This is a genomic window from Marinobacter salicampi (genome assembly GCF_011074795.1).
Taxonomy (GTDB): domain Bacteria; phylum Pseudomonadota; class Gammaproteobacteria; order Pseudomonadales; family Oleiphilaceae; genus Marinobacter; species Marinobacter salicampi.
Genome location: NZ_JAAMPF010000036.1, coordinates 264,948 through 286,271, shown reverse-complemented (window position 1 = coordinate 286,271; position 21,324 = coordinate 264,948). Strand labels below are relative to the sequence as shown.

The 21,324-nt window shown below is 54.3% G+C and carries 17 protein-coding genes and 2 pseudogenes; 7 read left to right on the top strand and 12 right to left on the bottom strand.

The window, feature by feature from the left end; all coding sequences use genetic code 11:
- Window positions 1–36: 36 nt before the first annotated feature.
- The 3 genes from G7W63_RS19180 to G7W63_RS19915 form a co-directional block, all read right to left on the bottom strand.
- Window positions 37–1,662, bottom strand: a complete 1,626-nt coding sequence (locus G7W63_RS19180; protein ID WP_166262150.1) for an AMP-binding protein — start codon at window positions 1,660–1,662, stop codon at window positions 37–39.
- Window positions 1,663–1,706: 44 nt separating this feature from the next.
- Window positions 1,707–3,107, bottom strand: coding sequence for a hypothetical protein (locus G7W63_RS19175; protein ID WP_166262148.1), 1,401 nt, complete (start codon window positions 3,105–3,107; stop codon window positions 1,707–1,709).
- A 541-nt stretch (window positions 3,108–3,648) separates the two neighbouring features.
- Window positions 3,649–4,095, bottom strand: a complete 447-nt coding sequence (locus tag G7W63_RS19915; RefSeq protein ID WP_207309005.1) for a hypothetical protein — start codon at window positions 4,093–4,095, stop codon at window positions 3,649–3,651.
- Window positions 4,096–4,214: 119 nt separating this feature from the next.
- Between G7W63_RS19915 and G7W63_RS19165 the strand changes: the two genes are divergently transcribed.
- Window positions 4,215–4,682 carry an Lrp/AsnC family transcriptional regulator gene (locus G7W63_RS19165; protein ID WP_166262146.1) on the top strand — a complete coding sequence of 156 codons (468 nt, stop codon included), beginning with the start codon at window positions 4,215–4,217 and terminating at the stop codon, window positions 4,680–4,682.
- Between the two features lie 872 nt (window positions 4,683–5,554).
- On the opposite strand, the gene G7W63_RS19160 is transcribed toward G7W63_RS19165, so the two are convergent.
- Window positions 5,555–5,845 carry a type II toxin-antitoxin system RelE family toxin gene (locus G7W63_RS19160; RefSeq protein ID WP_166262144.1) on the bottom strand — a complete coding sequence of 97 codons (291 nt, stop codon included), beginning with the start codon at window positions 5,843–5,845 and terminating at the stop codon, window positions 5,555–5,557.
- On the bottom strand, window positions 5,835–6,083 hold the full coding sequence (locus G7W63_RS19155; protein ID WP_166262142.1) for a type II toxin-antitoxin system Phd/YefM family antitoxin: 249 nt from the start codon (window positions 6,081–6,083) through the stop codon (window positions 5,835–5,837). The genes G7W63_RS19160 and G7W63_RS19155 overlap by 11 nt, the downstream gene beginning before the upstream one ends.
- Window positions 6,084–7,351: 1,268 nt before the next feature.
- Between G7W63_RS19155 and G7W63_RS19150 the strand changes: the two genes are divergently transcribed.
- Together G7W63_RS19150 and G7W63_RS20090 are read left to right on the top strand one after the other, a co-directional pair.
- On the top strand, window positions 7,352–8,329 hold the full coding sequence (locus tag G7W63_RS19150; protein WP_166262140.1) for an NADPH:quinone reductase: 978 nt from the start codon (window positions 7,352–7,354) through the stop codon (window positions 8,327–8,329).
- A pseudogene (locus tag G7W63_RS20090) lies at window positions 8,330–8,649 on the top strand (hypothetical protein); the annotation flags it as partial.
- An 82-nt stretch (window positions 8,650–8,731) separates the two neighbouring features.
- On the opposite strand, the gene G7W63_RS19140 reads toward G7W63_RS20090, so the two are convergent.
- Window positions 8,732–9,613 carry a LysR substrate-binding domain-containing protein gene (locus tag G7W63_RS19140; protein WP_166262138.1) on the bottom strand — a complete coding sequence of 294 codons (882 nt, stop codon included), beginning with the start codon at window positions 9,611–9,613 and terminating at the stop codon, window positions 8,732–8,734.
- A 165-nt stretch (window positions 9,614–9,778) separates the two neighbouring features.
- Here G7W63_RS19140 and G7W63_RS19135 point away from each other — a divergent pair, with 165 nt between their 5' ends.
- On the top strand, window positions 9,779–10,897 hold the full coding sequence (locus tag G7W63_RS19135) for an S-(hydroxymethyl)glutathione dehydrogenase/class III alcohol dehydrogenase (protein WP_242634504.1): 1,119 nt from the start codon (window positions 9,779–9,781) through the stop codon (window positions 10,895–10,897).
- A gap of 134 nt (window positions 10,898–11,031) precedes the next feature.
- Here G7W63_RS19135 and G7W63_RS19130 read toward each other — a convergent pair.
- Window positions 11,032–11,243 (bottom strand): annotated as a pseudogene (locus G7W63_RS19130) (electron transfer flavoprotein subunit alpha/FixB family protein); the annotation flags it as partial.
- Between the two features lie 135 nt (window positions 11,244–11,378).
- Window positions 11,379–12,116: an oxygen-insensitive NADPH nitroreductase gene (gene nfsA, locus G7W63_RS19125; protein WP_166262136.1), complete on the bottom strand. Its 738-nt coding sequence runs from the start codon at window positions 12,114–12,116 to the stop codon at window positions 11,379–11,381.
- Between the two features lie 453 nt (window positions 12,117–12,569).
- Between nfsA and G7W63_RS19120 the strand changes: the two genes are divergently transcribed.
- A complete protein-coding gene (locus G7W63_RS19120) occupies window positions 12,570–14,678 on the top strand; it encodes a putative bifunctional diguanylate cyclase/phosphodiesterase (RefSeq protein WP_166262134.1) in 2,109 nt (702 codons plus the stop codon).
- 158 nt (window positions 14,679–14,836) lie between these two features.
- On the top strand, window positions 14,837–15,154 hold the full coding sequence (locus tag G7W63_RS19115) for a helix-turn-helix domain-containing protein (RefSeq protein ID WP_166262132.1): 318 nt from the start codon (window positions 14,837–14,839) through the stop codon (window positions 15,152–15,154).
- A 675-nt stretch (window positions 15,155–15,829) separates the two neighbouring features.
- On the opposite strand, the gene G7W63_RS19110 is transcribed toward G7W63_RS19115, so the two are convergent.
- The 4 genes from G7W63_RS19110 to G7W63_RS19095 form a co-directional block, all read right to left on the bottom strand.
- On the bottom strand, window positions 15,830–16,870 hold the full coding sequence (locus tag G7W63_RS19110) for a sodium:calcium antiporter (RefSeq protein WP_166262129.1): 1,041 nt from the start codon (window positions 16,868–16,870) through the stop codon (window positions 15,830–15,832).
- Between the two features lie 32 nt (window positions 16,871–16,902).
- Entirely contained in the window at window positions 16,903–17,871 is a 969-nt protein-coding gene (locus G7W63_RS19105; protein WP_166262127.1) for a cation efflux transmembrane domain-containing protein, read from the bottom strand.
- Window positions 17,868–18,557: a substrate-binding periplasmic protein gene (locus G7W63_RS19100; RefSeq protein WP_166262125.1), complete on the bottom strand. Its 690-nt coding sequence runs from the start codon at window positions 18,555–18,557 to the stop codon at window positions 17,868–17,870. Before G7W63_RS19100 ends, G7W63_RS19105 begins: the two co-directional genes overlap by 4 nt.
- A 239-nt stretch (window positions 18,558–18,796) precedes the next feature.
- Window positions 18,797–19,168 carry a KGG domain-containing protein gene (locus tag G7W63_RS19095; protein WP_166262123.1) on the bottom strand — a complete coding sequence of 124 codons (372 nt, stop codon included), beginning with the start codon at window positions 19,166–19,168 and terminating at the stop codon, window positions 18,797–18,799.
- 783 nt (window positions 19,169–19,951) lie between these two features.
- Here G7W63_RS19095 and G7W63_RS19090 point away from each other — a divergent pair.
- Window positions 19,952–21,319: a GGDEF domain-containing response regulator gene (locus tag G7W63_RS19090; protein ID WP_166262121.1), complete on the top strand. Its 1,368-nt coding sequence runs from the start codon at window positions 19,952–19,954 to the stop codon at window positions 21,317–21,319.
- Window positions 21,320–21,324: the final 5 nt, after the last annotated feature.

The following is a 21,324-nucleotide window of genomic DNA, read 5'->3' as shown; positions in this document are numbered from 1 at the left end:
GGGGGGCATGGCTACAACGTTAAAACCAGTCTAGCTCTACGCTGTCAGCTGATTTCTTAGGACATGCTTTTGCAATTTACCAGTGGATGTTTTCGGCAAATCATCCGCGAAGACAATCTTTCTAGGCACCTTGAAACCGGCGAGATTGGCCCGACAATGCGCCACGATATCGGCTTCTGTCAGGTCGTCAAAGCCGGGCTTCAAAGTAATGAAGGCACAGGGTATTTCACCCCAATAGTCATCGGGTGCAGCGACAACCGCCGCTTCCATTATCGCTGGATGATCATAGAGTGTGCTTTCTACTTCAAGGGTCGAAATATTCTCTCCACCGGAAATAATGATGTCTTTGGAACGGTCTTTTATTTCCACATAACCATCGGTGTGCCATACCCCCAGGTCGCCGGTATGGAACCAGCCACCAATTAAGGATTTAGACGTTTCCTCTGAATTGTTCAGGTAACCCTTCATCACCGCGTTACCCCGTACAAACAGCTCTCCGATCGTTGCACCGTTTTTAGGCACCGGTTCAAGAGTTACTGGATCCGCCACCATCATGTCGGCCATGGACAACGACAGGATGCCCTGGCGTGCCATTTTCGCCGCTCTTTTCTTGCCATCAAGTGAATGCCAGTCATCCTGGAACTCACAGATCAGGCTGGGGCCATAGGTTTCGGTCAACCCATACAGGTGAACTACCTTCACCCCCATGTCTTCCATGGCTTCAATTGTTGCCGCAGGGGGCGCCGCTCCGCCAGTTGCCGCCGTTACCTGCTGACTGAACGGCTTCTTACATTCCTCGGGGGCGTTGATGAGCATATTCAGCACCACTGGTGCCGCACAGAAGTGAGTCACCCCATGTTGGGCAAGGGCATCAAAGATCGGTTGTGGTTGAGGAGCGCGCAGACAGACATGAGTGCCGGCCACAGCCGTGACCGCCCATGGATAGCACCAGCCATTGCAGTGGAACATCGGCAATGTCCAGAGATAGACCGCACCTGAGGGCAGCCCGAAGCCAATGACGTTGCTCAGGGCGTTCAGGTGTGCTCCCCGATGATGATACACGACACCTTTTGGGTTGCCGGTGGTACCGGAAGTATAATTGAGGGCAATTGCTTGCCATTCATCGTCAGGCATGTCCCAAACAAAATTATCATCGCCGGTGGTCAGCAAATCATCGTAGGTCATCCTCCCAATCAGTTCGCCGCCGTCAAAATTGGGATCATCGACGTCGATAACGATCGGCTTGGTGTCACAACCGGCAAGGGCGTCATGAGAGCGATCGCTGTACTCCTTATCGGTAAAGAATACCTTCGCACGGCCATGGTTGAGCATGAACGTCATTGTCTTTGAATCAAGCCGGGTATTCTGGGCATTCAGTACAGCACCGATCATCGGCACCGCAAAATGCAGCTCCAGCATTTCGGGAATATTGGGTAGCAACGCGGCTACCGTATCCCCTTTGCGTACACCCAGTTTGCGCAGAGCCGATGCCATTTTAAGGCACCGCTGGTAGGTTTCCGCCCAGGATCTGCGGATATCACCGTGGATAACGGCGGTACGCGAAGGATGCGCCAGCGCGGTTCTCTGAATAAAACTGATTGGAGTCAGCGGCGTGTAGTTTGCAGCTGCCTTGTCGAGCCCAAGCTCAAACATGTTTTCCATTGTGTTTAACCTCTTGTTGTTCTTTTCGCCAAGTTCTACCGTCCCTAACTTCGATTAGTCACTGTGTCGTCCATAGGCTCATCATCTTGATGATGTGTTGCCTCGTAAGCGTCTGCAAACCAGTTTTTCTCCAGGAAGAACCAGAGCACAAGGCCTACACCCAGGCCCCAGGCAGCGCCCTGGGAGGCAAGCACCGACCCGACGATGACCGCAATACCGCGTTGAAGATTGGTCTGGCGATCCAGCATTTCGATGGCCAAGTACCCACATAGATATCCTTGAATCAGCAGAGTCAGCGCCATACCAATATTGAGACCAGGTTTGAACAAGGTCACCACCGGCACCAATACAATCGCAAATGTCATACCCCAGTACAGGCTGGTCGCACCGCCCCAATAGCTATCCATAACGGAACGCGGGTTGTTCATGTATCGATTGATTATCAACGCCTGACCACCCGTCCAGGCAGGGCCTGACAGGCTGATGAATGGAGCGAAGATAGCATGTACGAAGTTGCGAATACCCACGATAATGCTGTTGCGACGGGGGCTGAACACCAGCTTTTCATCCTTGCGGACGGCGTCGGCATTCTTGAAAAGGGAGTCCATAACCAAGATATCGCCAAAGGCAATAATGTAAGCAGCGAACGCCAGTGGTATGGCATCAATGAAATATTGCAGTGGCGGCATGCCCAGCCCGAACACGCTATAGTCTCGCAGGATGGTACCCATCGGAATCGTGGAAAAACCCCACTCAATCACTGGCTTATCGACCTCACCGATGATGATGCCCAACACATAGGCAATCAGGAAGGGCACCGCAATGCCATACTGAGCGACGAATCGGAAGAAACCGTAGCGAGCACGCAGGGGACCGGCTGTTTCAGAAAACAACATGAAGAACCCCAGCACGGCACCAGTCAGGATAGTGATCGGCATCGACCACACCCGACCATCGGCGCCGAACTCACCCATAATGGCAGAAATACCGGCACCAATCAGAATCCCCGACTTCAGTGATGCGGGCATTTTCCGCACCAAGGCATCGGCACCCTTGAATACCCCGAGCCCGAGGAATATCACCGCCACGGTTATCTGTAATGCAATCAAGGCCAGTATTCTGGCCTCCCCCTCTGGGTAGCCCATCAGGAAGGCGATGTATAAGGGAATCCCTGCGGTGATCCAGCCGGCAACGGTAGGATCACCAAAGTGCGAATGCACCAGGTACAGCATGTTGTTAAGCAGTACAAAGGCAACGGCAATCTCGAATGGGATGCCGAGAACCGATGTCATCAGTGCTGTAATACTCAAGGGCACAACACACAGGATCGCACCCTGCAAAATGTCCGGTATCTCTATCTTGTAATGCACGAAGGGTACGCGCAGTTTCAGCGCACCCAAAGCCGACGGTTGCTCACCGCCTGTTGGCCTCTTTTTTAGGGACATTATTTTTGTTCTCCATCCAACGAAATTTGGGAATGCGACAACTGGGGCTATGCCCCCGAACGAATACTAAGCAGTAACACTCTCCCGATCAATGGTTTTTACTTGGTTGTTTGAGCGTTTTTAATCGTATCCCAAAAAGGTTTCCCTATAACAAATCTAACTTACTGTTTAATAAAACTTTATTAATTCACTCTTCTGGTCAATAAAAGCTGGGCTCCGCCGACCAGGTGAGCTCCCACTGCGGATAACAGGCGAAGGTTTGGCGACGAAATTCAACATTCCAGCCTATGGCATTCCTGACTTTGGCACTTTCGTGGGATGGGACTGGCAAACGAATGCTCTTCACTGCAACTAATGAAATTCAAACGCTTGAAGTGATTGCTTGGAGCGACACCCTTTTTCAAAAGCGGGGCCGTAGGCACAGCAGTTAACGAATAACACCATCTGCTAAAAAGGGCTTTACGGCAATTCACTTGCCAACGGCAATCTCGGCAGTAATCTTAATATTGGCGAATTCCTGGCCATTGCTCGGAATCGTGCGTTAATGCGGGCTATCGCGAAGTGAAAGCAGCCGGCCTAACACATCACGTTGTTGGGTCCGGCGGGAACTATTGATCGGCGTCGGTCTGCATGGGGAATCGTGGATCGCATTCAAGCCAAAGTTGATCTGCAGCGTGCCCAGAACACTGACCTGGGCGACTGTCAGCGCCTCGGTCCGAGCCACTTCAAAAAACAGTACCATTCCGGTGTAGATATTGGTCAGCAGCGTGGCGGCCCATACGATACTGACCGTTTCCGGGAGCCCTAGCCACCCCATCAGTGGCGCCAACACGGCCCCCAGCCAGAGCGTAAAACCCAACATCTCCAGCGACTTCACAATGACCAGTGCCGGGACCAGTATCTTCAGCAACGTGAGATAAACTCGGCCGGATTCTTTAAAGATTTCAAAAACGGGCATTTTTGCCCGCGTCAAAAGCCGGGTCAACATGACAGTTGCTCGCTTGAGGTGACGGAAGCGATATTCTACGATGGGCCGCACGAAACATTTCGTTTAAAAGCGGCGCTTCAACCTATTTAATGCGTTTATATCGCCGCGTTGGAAATATTATGCACCTCGATCGGCTCGACCTCCGTATACTCGACTGCTTGCAAAATGACGGTAGCATCACCAACCAAGCGTTGGCGAGCAAGGTCGGGCTGTCTCCCTCCGCTTCCCTGAAACGGGTCAGGCGTTTACGCGAGAGCGGGATTATCGAGCGGGAGGTGGTTTTGTTGGCCCCCGAAAAGCTCGGGCCCACCTTACATATGGTCGTAGAGGTCATTATGGAGCGCGACCATAAGGCGCTGTACCAGCGGTTCCTCAAACAGGCGCAGGCGGCTCCGGAAGTGAAGCAGTGCTATCAGGTCACCGGAGAGGTCGACTTTGTGCTAATCGTGATTGTTGCCGATATGGAGCGTTACGAACTTTTTTGCGACCGAGTCCTATATGCCGACCCGAACATGCGCAAGTTCCGCACATTGATTTCACGTAAACGAGACAAGTTCGATACCCGGGTCACCCTTCCGGATGAGTGACCGGCACTTTATCCTGTATTGCCTGGTGCCCCTTCGGACCAAAAACCACACGTGGCCAGGAGGCGTGAAGTGAGAGGAACTGTAGAAAGCCTTTTGGACGGAGTCTGCAAGTTCGTTTCTCACACTCAGAGCGTCTGCGCTCTAGCAATAGAAAACAAATTGGAGCGAAACGGCCGAGAGCACCAATGCATCAATCACAGCTGGCGTTTTCCGAGTTCTCAAGTGGTTAGGTAAAACTCTAGAAGCTAGTTTTTCCAGCAGTAAGACCCAGGGCTGCCAAAAAAGGCACCTTTACCAGCATCCCCCGGCAAGCATTGTTGGTTTACTAGCGAATATCCAAGAATGCCTCTTTGACATGGCCGGCTACTGCGTCGGTTGCTGGATTGGAACTATTCCGGACAAACGCAATTTCGTATTTGGGCAGCGATGGTAAACCGTCCACCTCTAACTTGCGAAGAGGGGGTCGAACAAGACTGCGTGGTCCAAGGCATTTAGCGCCGCCGAGCGCCAAGCGCAGCCTTGATTGTCGAAGGCCACTGGTAGAGGGGAGCGTCGAGATGCAATACCGCCCTCGCGCCCTTCCCACACCAGTGGTTCGGTATGGACCACGTCAGTTCGAAAGCCTCCTCCGACCGTTGCCTGCGTCACGAGAACCATGTCTAGCTCCCCTTGATCCAGGCTTTACTGCTGGATGGGACCGCGCAAACTGTGCAGCACGCCTGGTAAGATTCTGGTTCCGATGTCATCAGTAGTCCCAAACCCGACACGTCCAGCAAGCGTTGGTGTAAGAAATTGCTGTACTGTTTCTTCGTTAAGCCGCAACAAGCGCCGACGATCATTCACATCTCCGATTTCCCATGTGCGCCTCAAATTTACACGCGGTCTTTAGCTTTGCTGTATACATCGCCGCGCTCGCGTCTCCCCACGGCCACTACAGTTACTAAAACCTCACCGTCCTCGACCTGATAAACTAAGCGGTATCCGACACTTCTCAGCTTGATCTTGTAGCAACCTGGGAGGCCGGAAAGGCAGTCAGATGTAACGTGAGGGTCATCAAGTCGTTTCGTGAGTTTTTTTTTGAACTGGTCACGAATGGCCGGTGCGAGCTTCTTCCATTCCTTTAGGGCTGATCGTTTAAATGCGAGCGAATACTTAAAGCTCATTCAAATCGACTCGAATACTTGGTTCTGCACTTCGCTCTTTCACAATGGCCACCAGCTCTTGGTCGTCAATTCTGTCGAGCATTGCTTCGTAGATTTCGGCAGGAACGCAGTAAAAAGCGGGTTTATTCCTGTTTAAAACTGCGATCGGAAACCCTTCTCCAGAATCAACAGCTGCCATAGGATTCTTTTTGAGTTCTGAAATACTCGCGGTCACTTCAGAGTATATTTGGTTGGTCATTTGATTGCCCCATAAAAGACCTTTAAACAGGTCTCATAATGAGCCAAAAGCTGGCTGTTTGCAATAAAAAGACCTATTAACCGGTCTCTTTAGCGACTGATCTCAAAGCAACGATCTCCAAGGTAGTCTCGGCCTCGCTGTCCGATGCCTTAACTAACCTTGAAGAAACCGAGCGTCGTTCCCGCGATCTGATCAAGGCCATTGGCGAGCAGGGGTAGAACCCGATCTTGAAAGGGTCCAGCTTATCCTGCGGGAAGTGCAAATTGCTGGCATACGCACTTCACTGGACGACTTCGGAACAGGCGACTCGTCTCTTAGCATCTTAAGAGACCACGCTGGTAAGACGCCACGGCGATAAATCCGCCTCAACCTCATTAACCAGATCTCCAGAGACACCGCGTGGCAGTTACCTTTGTCAGGCGGCCTTCGCTACAGAGTAGTGGGGCGTCCTAATACGCAACCGTCTCGGTACAGCGCTAGATTCTAATTAAAAAAACAGGTCGTCTTCGATTTGGTAACGGGCAGTCTATTGAGTTAGCCTTATAGTTAGCTTGCTAATTAGACTAAATTCGGACAGCCCTAACCGGACAATATGAAGCAGGTTGTCCAAGAGATTCGTGGAGGGTAAGCTTTAACTTAACGGGTACAGGCACCGATCATTTTGTGCGTTTTAGCGGCAGGTTCAACCCGACATGTATGTGCCCGAAAATGCTTAGAATAGTATAACTTTAGGTTTTAATTGGGTTTTATCGCGAGGTCATTTTGTCGCCTAAATATTTGAAGTACTTCACTTTAAGTCGATTAGCCCCTACCTATAACCCTCTAGGATAGTGCCCTCCGGAGGCAGAGGTCAGAGGTCAGAGGTCAGAGGTCAGAGGTCAGAGGTCAGAGGTCAGAGGTCAGAGGTTCGAATCCTCTCGGGCGCGCCATATATATCAAGGACTTGCGTGAGAACGCAGGTCCTTTTTTTTGGCTGTGCCCAAATGGTGCCTTGCCAGTGCCTCAGCGTTTTAGGTAAACAACCACCCACATGCTCAAGCAGTAGCCAGGTAACCGCTCCACGAACTACACCGGAATGGTTTCGCCCTGATTCCAGGGCAGCAACTGGTCGAGGTCTTCATCGGTGACCGATCCGGGTCATATAGGTGCGGGCCTGCTCCAGGTAGGCATCACAGTGACCGTCCCTGTCCCGGCTCCCCATGAGTAAATACAGGGATATCCGCTATGCTGAGGCAAACCAACAACCCATACCAAGGTAATAAATAGCCATGGCCAAGAGCATACGCATTGATCGCACGGGCGGACCCGAGGTCCTGAACATTATTGACACCGCTCCGGCAGAACCCGGAAGCGGTGAGGTACGAGTCCGCAACCACGCCGTGGGCGTGAACTTCATCGACATCTATTTCCGCACCGGTGTCTACCCGGTACCGGCACTGCCTTCAGGCCTGGGCAACGAAGGCGCCGGCGTTGTGGATGCCGTGGGCCCCGACGTCAGCGGCTTCGCCGTGGGTGATCGGGTTGCCTATGCCCAGAGTCCCCTGGGCGCCTACGGCGAGTATCACCTGGTGCCGGCGCAGAAGCTGATTGCCCTGCCCGCGGGGATAGATTTCGAGACCGCCGCGGCTGCCATGCTCAAGGGCCTGACCGTGCAGTACCTGCTGCGCCAGACCCTGCCCTTGCAGGGCGGTGAGACGATACTTTTCCACGCCGCCGCCGGTGGTGTCGGCTCCATCGCCTGTCAGTGGGCGAAAGCCCTGGGCGTGAAGCTGATCGGTACCGTCAGCTCCCCGGAAAAAGCCCAACTGGCCATGGACAACGGTGCCTGGGCCACCATCGACTATACCCGGGAGAATCTGGTGGAACGGGTACGGGAGCTGACAGACGGCGCCATGGTTCCGGTGGTCTATGACTCCGTGGGCAAGGATACCTGGGAGATGTCCCTGGACTGCCTGCAGAAGCGGGGGCTCATGGTCAGCTTCGGCAACGCCTCGGGGCCGGTGGAAGGAGTCAATATCGGCATCCTCAACCAGAAAGGCTCCCTCTATGTAAACCGCCCCAGTCTCGCCGGCTATGCCGACACCCGGGAGCGTTTCGAGCAGATGTGCGGTGAGCTGTTCGGCATGCTGGAAAGCGGTAAGATCAACATTGATGTGGCCCAGCGCTGCCCCCTGGCCCAGGCCGGTGATGCCCATGAGGCACTGGCGGCCCGCCGGACCACCGGCTCCACGGTATTGCTGCCCTGAGCCCCGGCACCCGAGGGGGAAGGCCCCAACCCGGCCGACGGCCTGGAGGTGGTGGCCTTCGCGGGCAATCTCGATCATCCACGCTGGCTCTATGTGCTCCCCAACGGCGATGTGCTGGTGGCGGACTAGCGCCCCGCCACTCTATGTCGCCAACACCGATGCGGTCATGCGCTTTCCATACCAGAGCGGGCAGGTAAGCATTACCGCTGAAGGCGAGAAGGTGGCGGACCTGCCTGCCGGCCCAACAACCGGCACTGGGCCAAGAACCTGATGCCAGCCCCGATGGCAGCCGGCTCTATGTTGCGGTTGGCTCAAGATCGCCTTAACAGGCAGATAGTAGAATGGTCGGCCCCAAGAAAGTAGACACTCGGTTACGCGCATCTGCGTGCTTATCTACCAGATTTAAGTCAAATCAGCTGCTAACGACTCTGCAATGTAATCCAGCAGCATGCGCACCTTTGTGGACAGATGACGGTTGTGGGGATACACCGCCCAGATACCGTCATCGTCTTCCTGATAATGGGTCAGCAGCGGTGTCAACGCATTTGAAGACAGTGCTGGCTGAACGTAGTAATCCGGCAACTGGACGATACCAATCCCCTTGAGAGCGGCATCCAGCAGAGCTCTGCCACTATCACAACGGATATTCCCATGTACCCGCACATTGCGGGGCTTGCCGGCTTCCTGGAAGCGCCAAAAATCCAGGTTGCCCTGGAGGCAGTTATGATGCGCCAACTCGGACAGTGAGTGAGGAGTACCGTTGGCGGATAGATAAGCAGGCGAGGCGCACACGTAGAGTGTTCGGGACGCGAGGCGCCTCGCCATCAGGCTTGAGTCGGGTAACGTGCCAAGGCGCACCGCGAGATCGTAGCCCTCGGCCACCAGGTCCAGCGTCTGATTCGTGAGGTTCATCTCCACCTCAAGTTCGGGGTAGCGCGCTACAAAGTCATTGACCAGCGGCGCTATCGACTTCTCACCGTACGTCACCGGCGCTGTCAGCCGAAGCCTGCCTCGGGGTACCAACTGCATATTGGTTATAGATCGGTCCGCTTGCTCCAGCGCATCAAGCACCTGCCGACAATGCTGGTAGTAGACTTGCCCCGCCTCGGTCACGGAGACGCGCCGGGTGGTTCTATAGAAAAGTCGCGTAGACAATCGGGCTTCAAGTGAACTGACCTGCCGACTCACCTGCGCGGTCGATACACCCAGTCGGCGCGCGGCACGAGTAAAACTCTCGGTTTCCGCCACTGCAACGAACTCATTCACACCTTCCCAGCAATACATTTTTATTCCTACGTCGCTTCTTTTCGCAGCCATTATTGCACATCAGTAAAAGTGATTTGATGAATACCACCATTATCATCCATTCGATTATAAATATAATGGCGCGACAGTTAGGGCGGCATCCGGTCCTCCCCTGTATCACCAACGGAGAAAGTCATGGCTGAGATGATCAAATCGAAAGCGGCGATTGCCTGGGGCCCGGGCAAACCACTGTCCATTGAAGAGGTGGACGTTATGCCCCCGCAAGCTGGGGAAGTACGAGTGCGCATAATCGCGACCGGCGTCTGCCACACCGACATGTTCACCCTCTCCGGTGAAGATCCCGAGGGCAATTTCCCAACGATTCTTGGCCACGAAGGCGGCGGTGTTGTGGAAGCCGTCGGTGAAGGCGTCACCAGCCTTGAGATCGGCGACCACGTTATTCCCCTATACACGCCAGAGTGTGGCGAGTGCAAATTCTGCCTGTCAGGAAAAACCAACCTCTGCGGAAAAATACGCGAAACCCAGGGCAAGGGGTTGATGCCAGACGGCACCAGCCGCTTCTATAAGGACGGCCAGCCCATTTATCACTACATGGGCTGCTCCACTTTCTCCGAGTACACCGTACTGCCGGAGATTTCCCTGGCCAAGGTCAACAAGGAAGCACCGCTGGAAGAAGTCTGCCTGCTGGGCTGTGGTGTGACCACAGGTATGGGTGCGGTTATGAACACTGCCAAAGTGGAAGAAGGCGCTACTCTAGCGATCTTCGGGCTCGGAGGCATCGGCCTCTCTGCCATTATCGGTGCTACCATGGCCAAGGCCAGCCGCATCATCGGTATCGACATCAACGAGAGCAAGTTTGACCTGGCCCGCCAGTTGGGCGCGACCGATTGCATCAATCCGAAGGACTACAACAAACCCATTCAGGAAGTGATTGTCGAGCTTACTGAAGGCGGCGTGGACTATTCCTTCGAATGCATCGGAAATGTCGACGTTATGCGTTCAGCACTGGAATGCTGCCACAAGGGCTGGGGTGAGTCAGTCGTGATTGGCGTTGCTGGCGCTGGCCAGGAGATCTCTACACGCCCCTTCCAGCTCGTCACCGGGCGGGTCTGGAAAGGCTCCGCCTTTGGTGGCGTAAAGGGCCGGTCTGAGTTGCCCGGTCTTGTCGAGCGCTATCTGCAGGGCGAGTTCAAGCTTAACGACTTCATCACCCACACCATGGGGCTGGATGACATCAATCACGCTTTCGAGCTGATGCATGAAGGCAAGAGTATCCGCAGCGTCATCCATTTCGACAGGTGATTACCAGGGCCACCTGCCCTGCCCGGCAGGCGGTCCATTGCGTGGCCGCGGAGTGTAGGGCTCTTGAAAAAAAGCCCCCATATAAATGGGGGTAAAGGGGCACAACAAACAGCGCAAATTAGAAAATTACGCAATTACTTCAACGACTCTGCTAACTGGGCAATGGCTTCGAACAAATCCGCTATCAGACCGTAGCCCGCGACCTGGAAGATAGGCGCTTCTTCATCCTTAGTGGCTACAAAAAACACCTTGGAGTCGCCCATACCGGCTAGGTGCTGGATGGCCCGAAAATACCGACGGCACTCTTCAGCTGCGGAGGAACGGTCTTGCCGACTACTTGCATGTCCTTGTCTGTCAATAAAGAAGATTGCTGGAGTGCGCTCTCACTAAAGGTCATCCAGCTTGGCTCGATCATTACGGCAACTCCCCATCTCTTGTCTTTGCACGACAATACTGAACTGACCGGAACCTCATCCTACGATTACTTCATCTTGAAACCGCACTTGCTCAGGAACTCGCGCATGTGCGGCCGCAGTTTGGTTGTGAACAAAGGCTTGAGCTGTTCGGACCAGGTGGTGTCTTTATTGCCGGCTGTGCGCTGCTGGTAATAATCGCCCATGGTACGGTCGAACTTGGACACCAGCTCCTGGTCCCGGCCATCATCATAAATATCTTCCCTGAGAATCGCTTCCAGTGGGAGACGGGGTTTCACCTCCGGATTTTGGTTCGGATAACCCAGACACATTCCGAAAACTGGGTAAACGTGCTCGGGCAGCTTGAGAATTTCACTGATCGCGGCTGGATTGTTGCGAATTCCGCCTATATAACACAGCCCCAAGCCCACGGATTCAGCTGCAATAGCCACGTTCTGGGCCATCAAGGCAGTGTCGATACTGGCGACCAGCAGCTGCTCTGTCATACCCCGGATCACCTCGGCTCCAGCCCGCTCGGCCGCCTCTGTCGGACGCTTCATGTCAGCGCAGAACACAAGAAAGTCTGAGCACTCCACAATGTAATTCTGACCACCGGCCAGTTCAGAGATCTGCCGACGGCTCTCCGGGTTGATCACGTGAATCACTGAATAGGCCTGAACGTGGCTCGACGTAGCTGCACACTGGCCGGCACGGACCAGCTCATGAAGCTGGCTACTTGGGATTTTCTGATCAGTGAACTTGCGAATGGACCGGTGGGACATTAAAAGCTGGATAATTGGATTCATGGAGTTTCTCGTCAGTGGTGTTCGAAATAGCACAATGTAAATGAAGTGGAATAACACATACCCAAATTACAGAAGATACCGCGATCAGAGTGCTGAAGGTCTAGGCTTCTAAAAGAGGCTTTGTGCATGTTCGCCGTTTTCTTGTGGAATCCGTATCTAAAACATTTACTCAGATTTGTAGGAGTCAGACTCACGACAATCTGACAGTTTACAGAACATCTACAAACGAAAGCTTCTCTGGACAATACCCAACCTGAAGCTTCTATAGTCGGTAGCCGTTCCTTTCAAACTGGTTTTCTGTGGCCCCATCACCTGGCTCTATGGCTCACGATTTAATGAGTTATTTAAATATCGGTTTCCATTGCCTTCCAAGGTACAAGCCCAGTAATCTTTTTAGGCCATCCTGAAAGGGCCAGGCGGGCCCCTGGCCAACCAAGGAGGAGTTCATAGGCTATGAATCTTTCCCGATTTATCCAGACGGAGATGGAGAAATTACTTGAGAACTGGGAAGACGCCGCACTGCAAATTGCTCCTGAGCTGAAAGGTGAAGACTCCAACGCCCTCAGGGACCATGCTCGGGAGATGCTGGAGTTTGTCGCACAAGACATTCTCAAACCCCAGACCACCCACGAAACGGCGCGTAAGGCCATCGGTAAGGCGGAGGCCCACACCACCGCCGCAGGAAAGCATGGCGTTGGCCGTATGGAAATGGGAGTCTCTTTGCAGCAGGTGGTACAGGAATTACGCGCTCTACGGGCAGCAGTAACCGGGCTCTGGGGCTCAGAACAGCGGGGATTGACCACAAGAGACATTGATGAGCTCGTGCGCTTTAACGAAGCCATCGATCAGTTGATCACCATCTCTGTGCAGAGCTACTCGGACCGTAAGGAGCGTGAAACGCGCCTGCTGGAAGCCATGCAGGAGGTATCACCCGATCCCTCGGCCATATTTGCACCTGATGGCAGACTGCTATTTCTTAACAATGCCATGGCTGATCTGGTCGGCACGCCTGCACAGGACATCAAAGATAAGACCCCGCGTGAGTTGGGCCTCGGCTTTGCTACCGAGCTCTCCGAGATAATTTCCGCCGCCGTCACGACTGGCAACCGTCAATGCCGTGAGCTATATTGCCGGTTACCGTCCGGCCGTAAACGTTACTTTGAGTGCCAGATCGCTCCGGTTTATGACGACCGCCATCAGATTGAAGCCATCGCCAAGATCTCCCGAGACATCACTGAGCGTAAACTGGTCGAGCAGCAGATTTGGAGAAGCGCCAATCTGGATGCGCTCACTGGTATTCCCAACCGCCGGCTATTCCTCGACCGCCTTGAACAAAGTCTGCTGGAGGCCGAGCGGAAAGGAAGCACTCTTGCGCTGCTGTTCATCGACCTGGACCTCTTCAAGCAAGCCAATGATCGTCTCGGTCACAAAACCGGCGACCGCCTATTGGCGCAGGTGGGCGAGCGGATAAGTGCCAACGTTCGGGCAATGGATACGGTGGCCCGTCTCGGTGGAGACGAATTCACCGTGATCCTGAAAGACACCTGCAAGAAAGATGCGCTGAGAGCTGCCAAAGGACTGCTCGCCAGTCTTGAACAGGCTTTTGATATTGACTCCCACCGCGTCCATATCTCGGGCAGCATAGGCCTGACGATGTTTCCGGAAGATGGCTTTGGTGTAGAGCAGCTGCTGCACAACGCCGACCAGGCCATGTACGCCGCCAAGCAGCGCGGAGGCCATCAGTTCCAGCACTACCAACCTTCGATGACCCGCAGCGAATCAGAGCATATGCGGCTGAACAGGGAGCTGAATGATGCCTTCTATGCGAATCAGCTGGAGGTGTACTACCAGCCTATAATCGACATCCGTACCGGAGCCATTTGCAGGGCAGAAGCCCTGCTCCGATGGAATCACCCTGACAGGGGCCTGTTGGGGCCTGCCGCGTTTCTTCACATCGCCGAGCAGAGCGGCATGGCGGACAGTATCAACAATTACGTACTGGAGCAGGCAGTAACCTGCTCGATTCGGTGGGGCAGCGATAACAAAGATCCCTTTCCGATAAACATCAACGAATCACCGTCCTCCTTTTTCACCCGGACCCTTGTGGAACAATGGCGAACGCGACTGACGGAGAGCAACCTTGGCAAGGGACAGATTACCATGGAACTTTCCCCTGGCTCCCTGGCCAGCGTCCGTGCGTCAGGCTTCAACCCGGTCAAGAGTTTTAAACTGGAAGGTTTGCGACTGCGCTTGGCGATCGGCGATTTCGGTATCGAGCCTTTCTCCCTCGTTGCTCTTCATGTGTTCGGGGTGAATAGCATCAAGGTGGACAAAGAACTGGTCAAGAATGTCGGATCAGATAGCGAAGCGGACCGTATACTGGAGGCGATCATAACGATGGCCCACGCCCTGAACATTGAAGTGGTTGCTGAAGGCGTCGAAAAGGAAGAGCAATTGCACTTCCTTGAATGTGCCGGCTGCGACTACGCCCAAGGCTATCTATTTTCCACACCGCTACCCCAGGACGCCTTCGAACAGCTTCTGAGGCAGGAAGGCCCATAAGCCCTTGACCCTGGGCTTTTGTCAAATTAAGCACAATAGCTGCTCAATTAATGCTCGAATAGCATACCTATAATAGGTATGCTATGTGCATATTTAACGCAGATATCCCGAGGTCTTTTCGGACGATACTGCGCTTCTACCAAGAGAGTGGTTTTTAGATGACATTAGGCGAAGCGCTCAAATGCTTCCGTAAAGCGAAAAGGCTCACCCTCGTTGAGCTGGCAAGACTGGCAAACTCATATGAGGGCAACCTGTCCCGCATAGAGCGGAATACCTCCAACCCCAGCATGGATCTCCTGTATCGGCTGGCGGACAGCCTTGATGTATCGCTCACCGAGCTCTTCCAGCTCGCCGAGAACCGACACTCAGACGAGATCCAGACCTCCCTGAACACCAATTTTCTCCGGATGAAGCCTTCAGACCGTTCGCTGTTGGTTGCGTTTTCAGACCTCTTGCAGACTCGCTATGCGGTTTAGGCGGTAACACCACTCAGTCGGGGAAGTGAAGCGGCCCAGTTCCGAAAGAAACTCACCGCGCTGTCCCCGAGCAACAGGAGCGACAGTCAAACGAAGCGCGGGATAACCCGACGAGAAGACAGGCCGTGCGTTGTGCCATCGGGGTCCCTTGCTCCTGCCCCCCCGCACGGCCTCGTGCTTGTTCGACAGAGAATCCATCTTTTGCCCATTGTTTCTCTGCTGTTACGAACATTACTAACCTGAAAACGGCAAAGCTAGAGCGGAGCAGGTCAAGAATGCGCTCTCCAACGTTCTTAGGGCGTTGCTCCTAGGATTCAGGAAAGTCTGTCCACCCATCCAGCCAGCTCGAAGAGGACGCCGGATTTACGGCTCCGACAAAGTTGGCGGAGTCGTCAAAAAACTCTCTCTGGGGCGGACGTGTTCCGTTCATCTCACGCAGTTGAAGACGTGGCATGAAATTGGGGCTGAGCAAATGCCCGGCGGCGGGAAAAAGCGCATTTCGATAGTGTGACCGTTTCTGTTTGATGGCTGCGCCATCCAGTCCTGTACCCTGAACCCGAAGTCGTCGTCAGTTTCCACGGTCTCGTCTTCGACACGGCCTAGCTCGGTTCGTCGGGAGCCTGCAGGCGTGGGGCTTATGTCTGCTTTGGCTGCGACTGTGTAATAAACTGAATTTCACGTACGGACCAGCACCAGCGCAACACCAAGCCCATACAGCACAATAACTGCGGCACTTTCCGTGCCGATCCGGGCGACTCCCTGCTCCTGGCGCCGGATCAGTCCCATCATCAGGGTGCTGGTCATTAACAATGACAGGGTGATCCATATAATGGTCGCCTCGGATACCGCGTGGTAGATAGAGCCCTCGCGATAGGCGATGTCAGACGCGGCCGTAAAAAGCGTATCAAATGCATTACCACCGATAATGCCGCCAACGGCCAGGGTCAGAGCGCCCCGTCGAACGGCCGCGACCGATGTCACCAGTTCGGGCAGGGAGGTGCTGGTAGCAGTCAACAATACGCCGACCGCGGTTTGCCCCAGGCCGGTCTGAGCGGCAATGTTGGTCGCAGCAGGCTCCAGGGTCCAGCCGGCCAGCCCCATAACGGCCATCAGTACTACAAACTCAATCACAAGCCTCGGCAGGGCAGGAGTGTCACCGTCGTCCTCTGGAACATCGCTGCGGGTCTCGTCTGTGATAGAGGGTGTCCACATCGGTGTTTGCCGCGCACCCTTTACCAGGAAGATCCCGTAGATATAGAGCCCGAAGAGCACAGGCGTGACCGGGCTAACACCCCAGACAGTGAACTCGGGGAGGGACGGCGCCAGAAGGATGAGTGCGAGCAGAGAAATAAGCAGGGCATTCTGCAGCAGGTTTGGTGCGGAGGCGGCGGCGTGTTCAAGGTTGGCTCTTCTGTAAAAAAGATCCGCTACCGCCAGGAACAGCGTCTGCACGGCAATTCCCCCAAGGGCATTGCTGATGGCCAGCTCGGGGTTCCCTTTCCAGGCGGCGGTGACCGAGAGAACGATCCCTGAAAGGGATGTGGCGGCGCCTAAAAGAACGGCGCCGGCTATGGCCTCGCCCAGCCCGGTCTTGTCAGCGAGCTGGTCCACCACCCGCGTCAGGCGTGTTCCCACCACTGCGATTGTGATGGCGCAGGCAGCAAACACACCAATACTCTGCAGCAATGACCACTCATCGGGACTGAAAATAGGCATCCTGCCCCCCAGGCTCTGATCACAGAGTGCTGTTACCGTTCTGTCTCGGCAGCACCACGTGAAATCTCCGGTACGATGACGACAACTACCTCATAAATCCGCCAATCCGATTCGGTAAGGGAATCCATGGTCTGCCGTAACAGTCTCGGCAGGTCTTCCTCACCCTTCGGCACGACAAACGCTTCGCCACTGAAGACATGGCCTTCTTCCCGAAGCCGTACAGCAGCCTCTGACACCCAGGCCATAGCGCGCAGTTTTTCTTCCAGGTTATCTTCCAGTTGCTCGGGTTCACTTTTGGACGTGAAACGCGGGCGTCGATCCAGTAGATCACCTACCGCTTCTCTCACATTACGCACCCCATCTTTGGCAACATCGAGCCCGATGACCGCGCCTGCAGCGGCGTCCGCCCACCAGAAACCCAGCCCCACACCCAATATGCCGACAATACCTGCCGCGCCTGTCATCCAGTCGGCCTTGCTCATCTTGGCATCAACGAAGACGGTTTTTTCATGGACCTTCTTGGCGGCTGGCTGCTGCAAATGGCCAATAATAACGGGCGGAATAATGCTGTAGGTCAGCGCGGCCACCATCAGCCAGCCCATCCAGAAGGTGTACCCGAAAAGCTCAATCGAACCTATAGTCGGATGCTCCGCTTTGATGAGCTTTATCCCGGAGTCAACCAGCAGGTAGCCCCCGAGCAGTGCCAGAGCGACAGCCGAGCACAGGAAGGCGATAACGGTTACACGCTGATAGCCGTAGGGAAACTCGCTATCAGGAGCGCGCTTTCGGACCTTCATTGCAATAAGGAAAGCGATCGGTGGCAGCAGGGAGAGGATGTCTTCAAACCAGGCGGCCTTCATGGCCTGGCTGCCTCCGAGCACAAGGAATAGCACGAACACAATGGAGAGTCGGAACCCCAGGTTCCACCACTCCAGGCGGATGAGGTAGCCCAGGTCCGACTCCTTCTCTGAAGGAAGGGCGTACGGTGCTCTTACTTTCATAGCTCCGCCTCCAGTTGTTGCAGACGCCGCTCAAGGCCGGAGAGGCTGTTCAGATGCTCTTCGACCGCCATCATCCAGGCGTTTTCACCCTTGGGTAAGAGCATCACATGCTTATCTGTCGTCAGCTTGAAGGGACCGGGCTCATAGCCATGAGCCCTTAGCCACCAACCAGGCCCCGCGAAAGCGCCGTTCGGTTGCTGAGGCTCATCACGTATCTCAGGGACAGCGCCCTGATCCGAAAGCGCTTTCGCCAGGTGGTTGACGGCGCTCACCCCGACGGTCATACCGTCAAGCGATTCAGGCACAGCCTGCCCCTCGGGAAAACCCACGGTAGACCTGACCTTTACATAGGGTTTGGTGGGAGCCGCGGCCATACTGATCCATTTGTTCTTGGCAATACCCCCAATCACAAGGTCGAGCTGGAATCGCTTCAGTGCCCGCAAAAGCTGGCTCTCTGACCCCCAATGCCATCGCACGTCGGCATTGAGCTGGTCCGCAAGGCTACGAACGATCTCAGGCTCAAGCCCTTGCGCATTATCACCAGATCGGATAACCCAGGGCGGATTTTCTGTTACACCGACGTCGAGCACGCCCCCACGGACCGTGTCGAGCGTGCCCTCAACATCCTGCGGGTAGCGGCAGCCCTGAAGCAGGCCAAAACAAAGCAGTAGAAACAGAGCGGGCAAGACGAGGTGACGTGAACGGGGTGCTGTTATCGGTAGATCATGCGCGGGTGTCAAAGGGTCTTGCTGGTGCCTATCCATAACTTCATCCATGAGTTATTGGAGCGTCTGAACCAAAAGTCCCGTAACGGTAAGGGATCAAAGACGTGATATAAAATACGACGCGAAGCCGATTGGAATTGAGCTCCGCATCGCATCTCTGACTGACCCGGATGGGTGTAGGTCAGCCTGACGGTCAGGCGTTAACGGCCACCACTGTGGCTATTCTGTCCGCCTTTCTTGCCAGCCTTACGGGCCTCTTCCGAGTCAAACTCGTGGGCGTTGCCGCTTTCATGGGCAGCCTTACCGGCTTTGCGAGCCTCTTCTGAGTTGAACTCGTGGGCATTGCCACTCTCATGAGCAGCCTTCCCTGCTTTGCTAGCCTCTTTGGAGTCGAACTCGTGCGCATTTCCACTCTCGTGAGCGGCTTTACCGGCCTTCCGCGCTTCCTCGGAATCAAACTCGTGGGCGTTGCCACTATCATGAGCTGCTTTTCCGCCTTTTCGAGCTATCTCTTCCTGCTTGTCCTTGTCCATTGAGGCAAATCCGCGATTGTCAGTCCGGTCATTAGCCATATGAGCTCTCCTTTTCTCGTTCGTCAAAATGACGTTTAGTGCCGAGCCGCCCCCTTCCTTGGACAGAACCTAAACTTCTTCCAGGCTACGCTTCCTTGTACCCGACAGTTCCAACGTAGCAACGACCTCGACACTTCGCCAATTACCGTCTATTAATTAAAAAGCCCTATTTTTCAGTCTCTTACTCAGGCTCAAGCTCTACCATAGTAATCAGAGATTCTTCCGCAACGCTGCCGATTTGTATAGGCTCATTGTTGTTTTAAGCTGCTGGCTTAGTTGAGACTTACGGCCTTCCTGGGCGGGATGAGGTGAAGCAATGTCCGTGCGTTTGCCAAATGAGGTCGTTCTGCGAGCTGAAGGCTTTGGTATTCGGAAAAACTCACTCACTTCAGGTAAGGCTTGCGGAGGTTGGGTGCTTCCCCACGCTGTCGAAGCAGACCTTCGACAGCAGAGAACCGCCGCCGACAATGACAAGTTGCGCCAGAGTATCAACTGTGGCTTGATGCAGCTCTCCTGCCGCGAGTGCCTCAGCAGCGGCGTTAAGTGAGACGCTCCAAGCGTGATTAAGCTTGCGCGAACGAACTTCCAAATTGCACAGTGTCTGCCAAAGGCTACAATTGTCGCTGTCTCATAGGGTTAACGAATTTCGCCGGGGAATGACGCTGAAAGTCGCCTCAAATACAGATGTCCAGTTAGCATGAACGTCTACATCTGGAGAAGTTCTGTAATTAGATCCGAAACAATACTTCTCTTACGCAAGATGACGTTTGGAGCTTGGACTCTATGACGGAAGCATTCGGTCTAGACAATAGAAAGAGTACACACGGTCACCAAGCTCACTTGCTGATCGTGGATGATGATCCTGGAATGCTGGCTAGCCTTTCACCTCTATTGGAAGATAAGGGCTTCCAGGTAGATACGGTGCAGGATGGTCTGGAGGCTTGTTACAAGACTCAGGCCAGATATTACGATCTTGTGGTGCTGGATATAGTTATGCCTGGGATGAGTGGCCTGCAGGTGCTGTCCTGGCTCCGTGACGCAAATCCTGAAGTGCCGGTAGTGGTCATTAGTGGAAAGTCTGCTTTTAAAACAGTCCGGCAGGCACTGCGCCAGGGCGCTTTTGACTACATCAGAAAACCGTATGACGTGGACCATCTGATTACAACCATTCGTCAGGCGTTGCAGCATCATGGATATGCGCGAGCCCGAGCTGCAGAGCAGCTTTACCTGACGTCGTCTGAGGATTTTTATCGACGTGCAATGGAGACGTTGCCGGACCTTGCTTTCATGCTGGATCGGCATGGGCGCTTCCTTTTCCTGACTTATAGGATCGAAGAGCTCCTTGGCTATAGGCGGGAGGATTTAATCGGGCAAGACTTTCGCTACCTGATGGATGAGCGCGACGCACTCAAGGCTTCGGTAAATCATTGGCACGACAGCTCCCCTCCGGCACCGTTCATACAGGAGTTGCGTCTGAAAACCCGCGGTAGTGAAAGAGCCAACCGCGATTACGAGGTCGCCGTCCATCCGTTCACCGTGGAGCCGATATCGGGTCCTATCGAGCTTATACCGATGCCCGGTGAGGTTGAGTTTGTGGGTATTGCACGGGATATCACCGAACGTAAAAGGGCGGAGGTAGAGGTCAGTTATCGAGCCTCCCACGACGCGCTGACTGGGCTGCCCAACCGGACTTTGTTCAAAGACCGGCTGATCCTCAGCATCGCTCACGCCAGACGGAGCAACCAAAAGCTTGCTGTCATGTTTCTGGACTTGAACCGTTTCAAGACCGTTAACGACAGGTATGGCCACCGGGTCGGTGACCAGCTTCTACAGAGCGTGACGTTTCGCTTGAAGGCCTGTCTTCGTGAAGGCGACACTCTCTCGCGTTTTGGCGGCGACGAATTCACGCTGTTATTACCAGCAACCGCGACCGCCGAGAGCGCCAAAGCGATCGGCGATAAACTGATACAGACCCTCAAGGAGCCATTTGTTATTGGAAGCCCTGAGGTCTCAATTTCTCTAGGCATCAGCATCGGTATTGCCCTCTTTCCGGATGCAGGTGAGACCGCCGATGCGCTCGTTGAGTGTGCGGATGTGGCTATGTATCGGGTTAAACGTCGGGGAGAGGATAGCTACGAATTTTATAATTAGTGCCC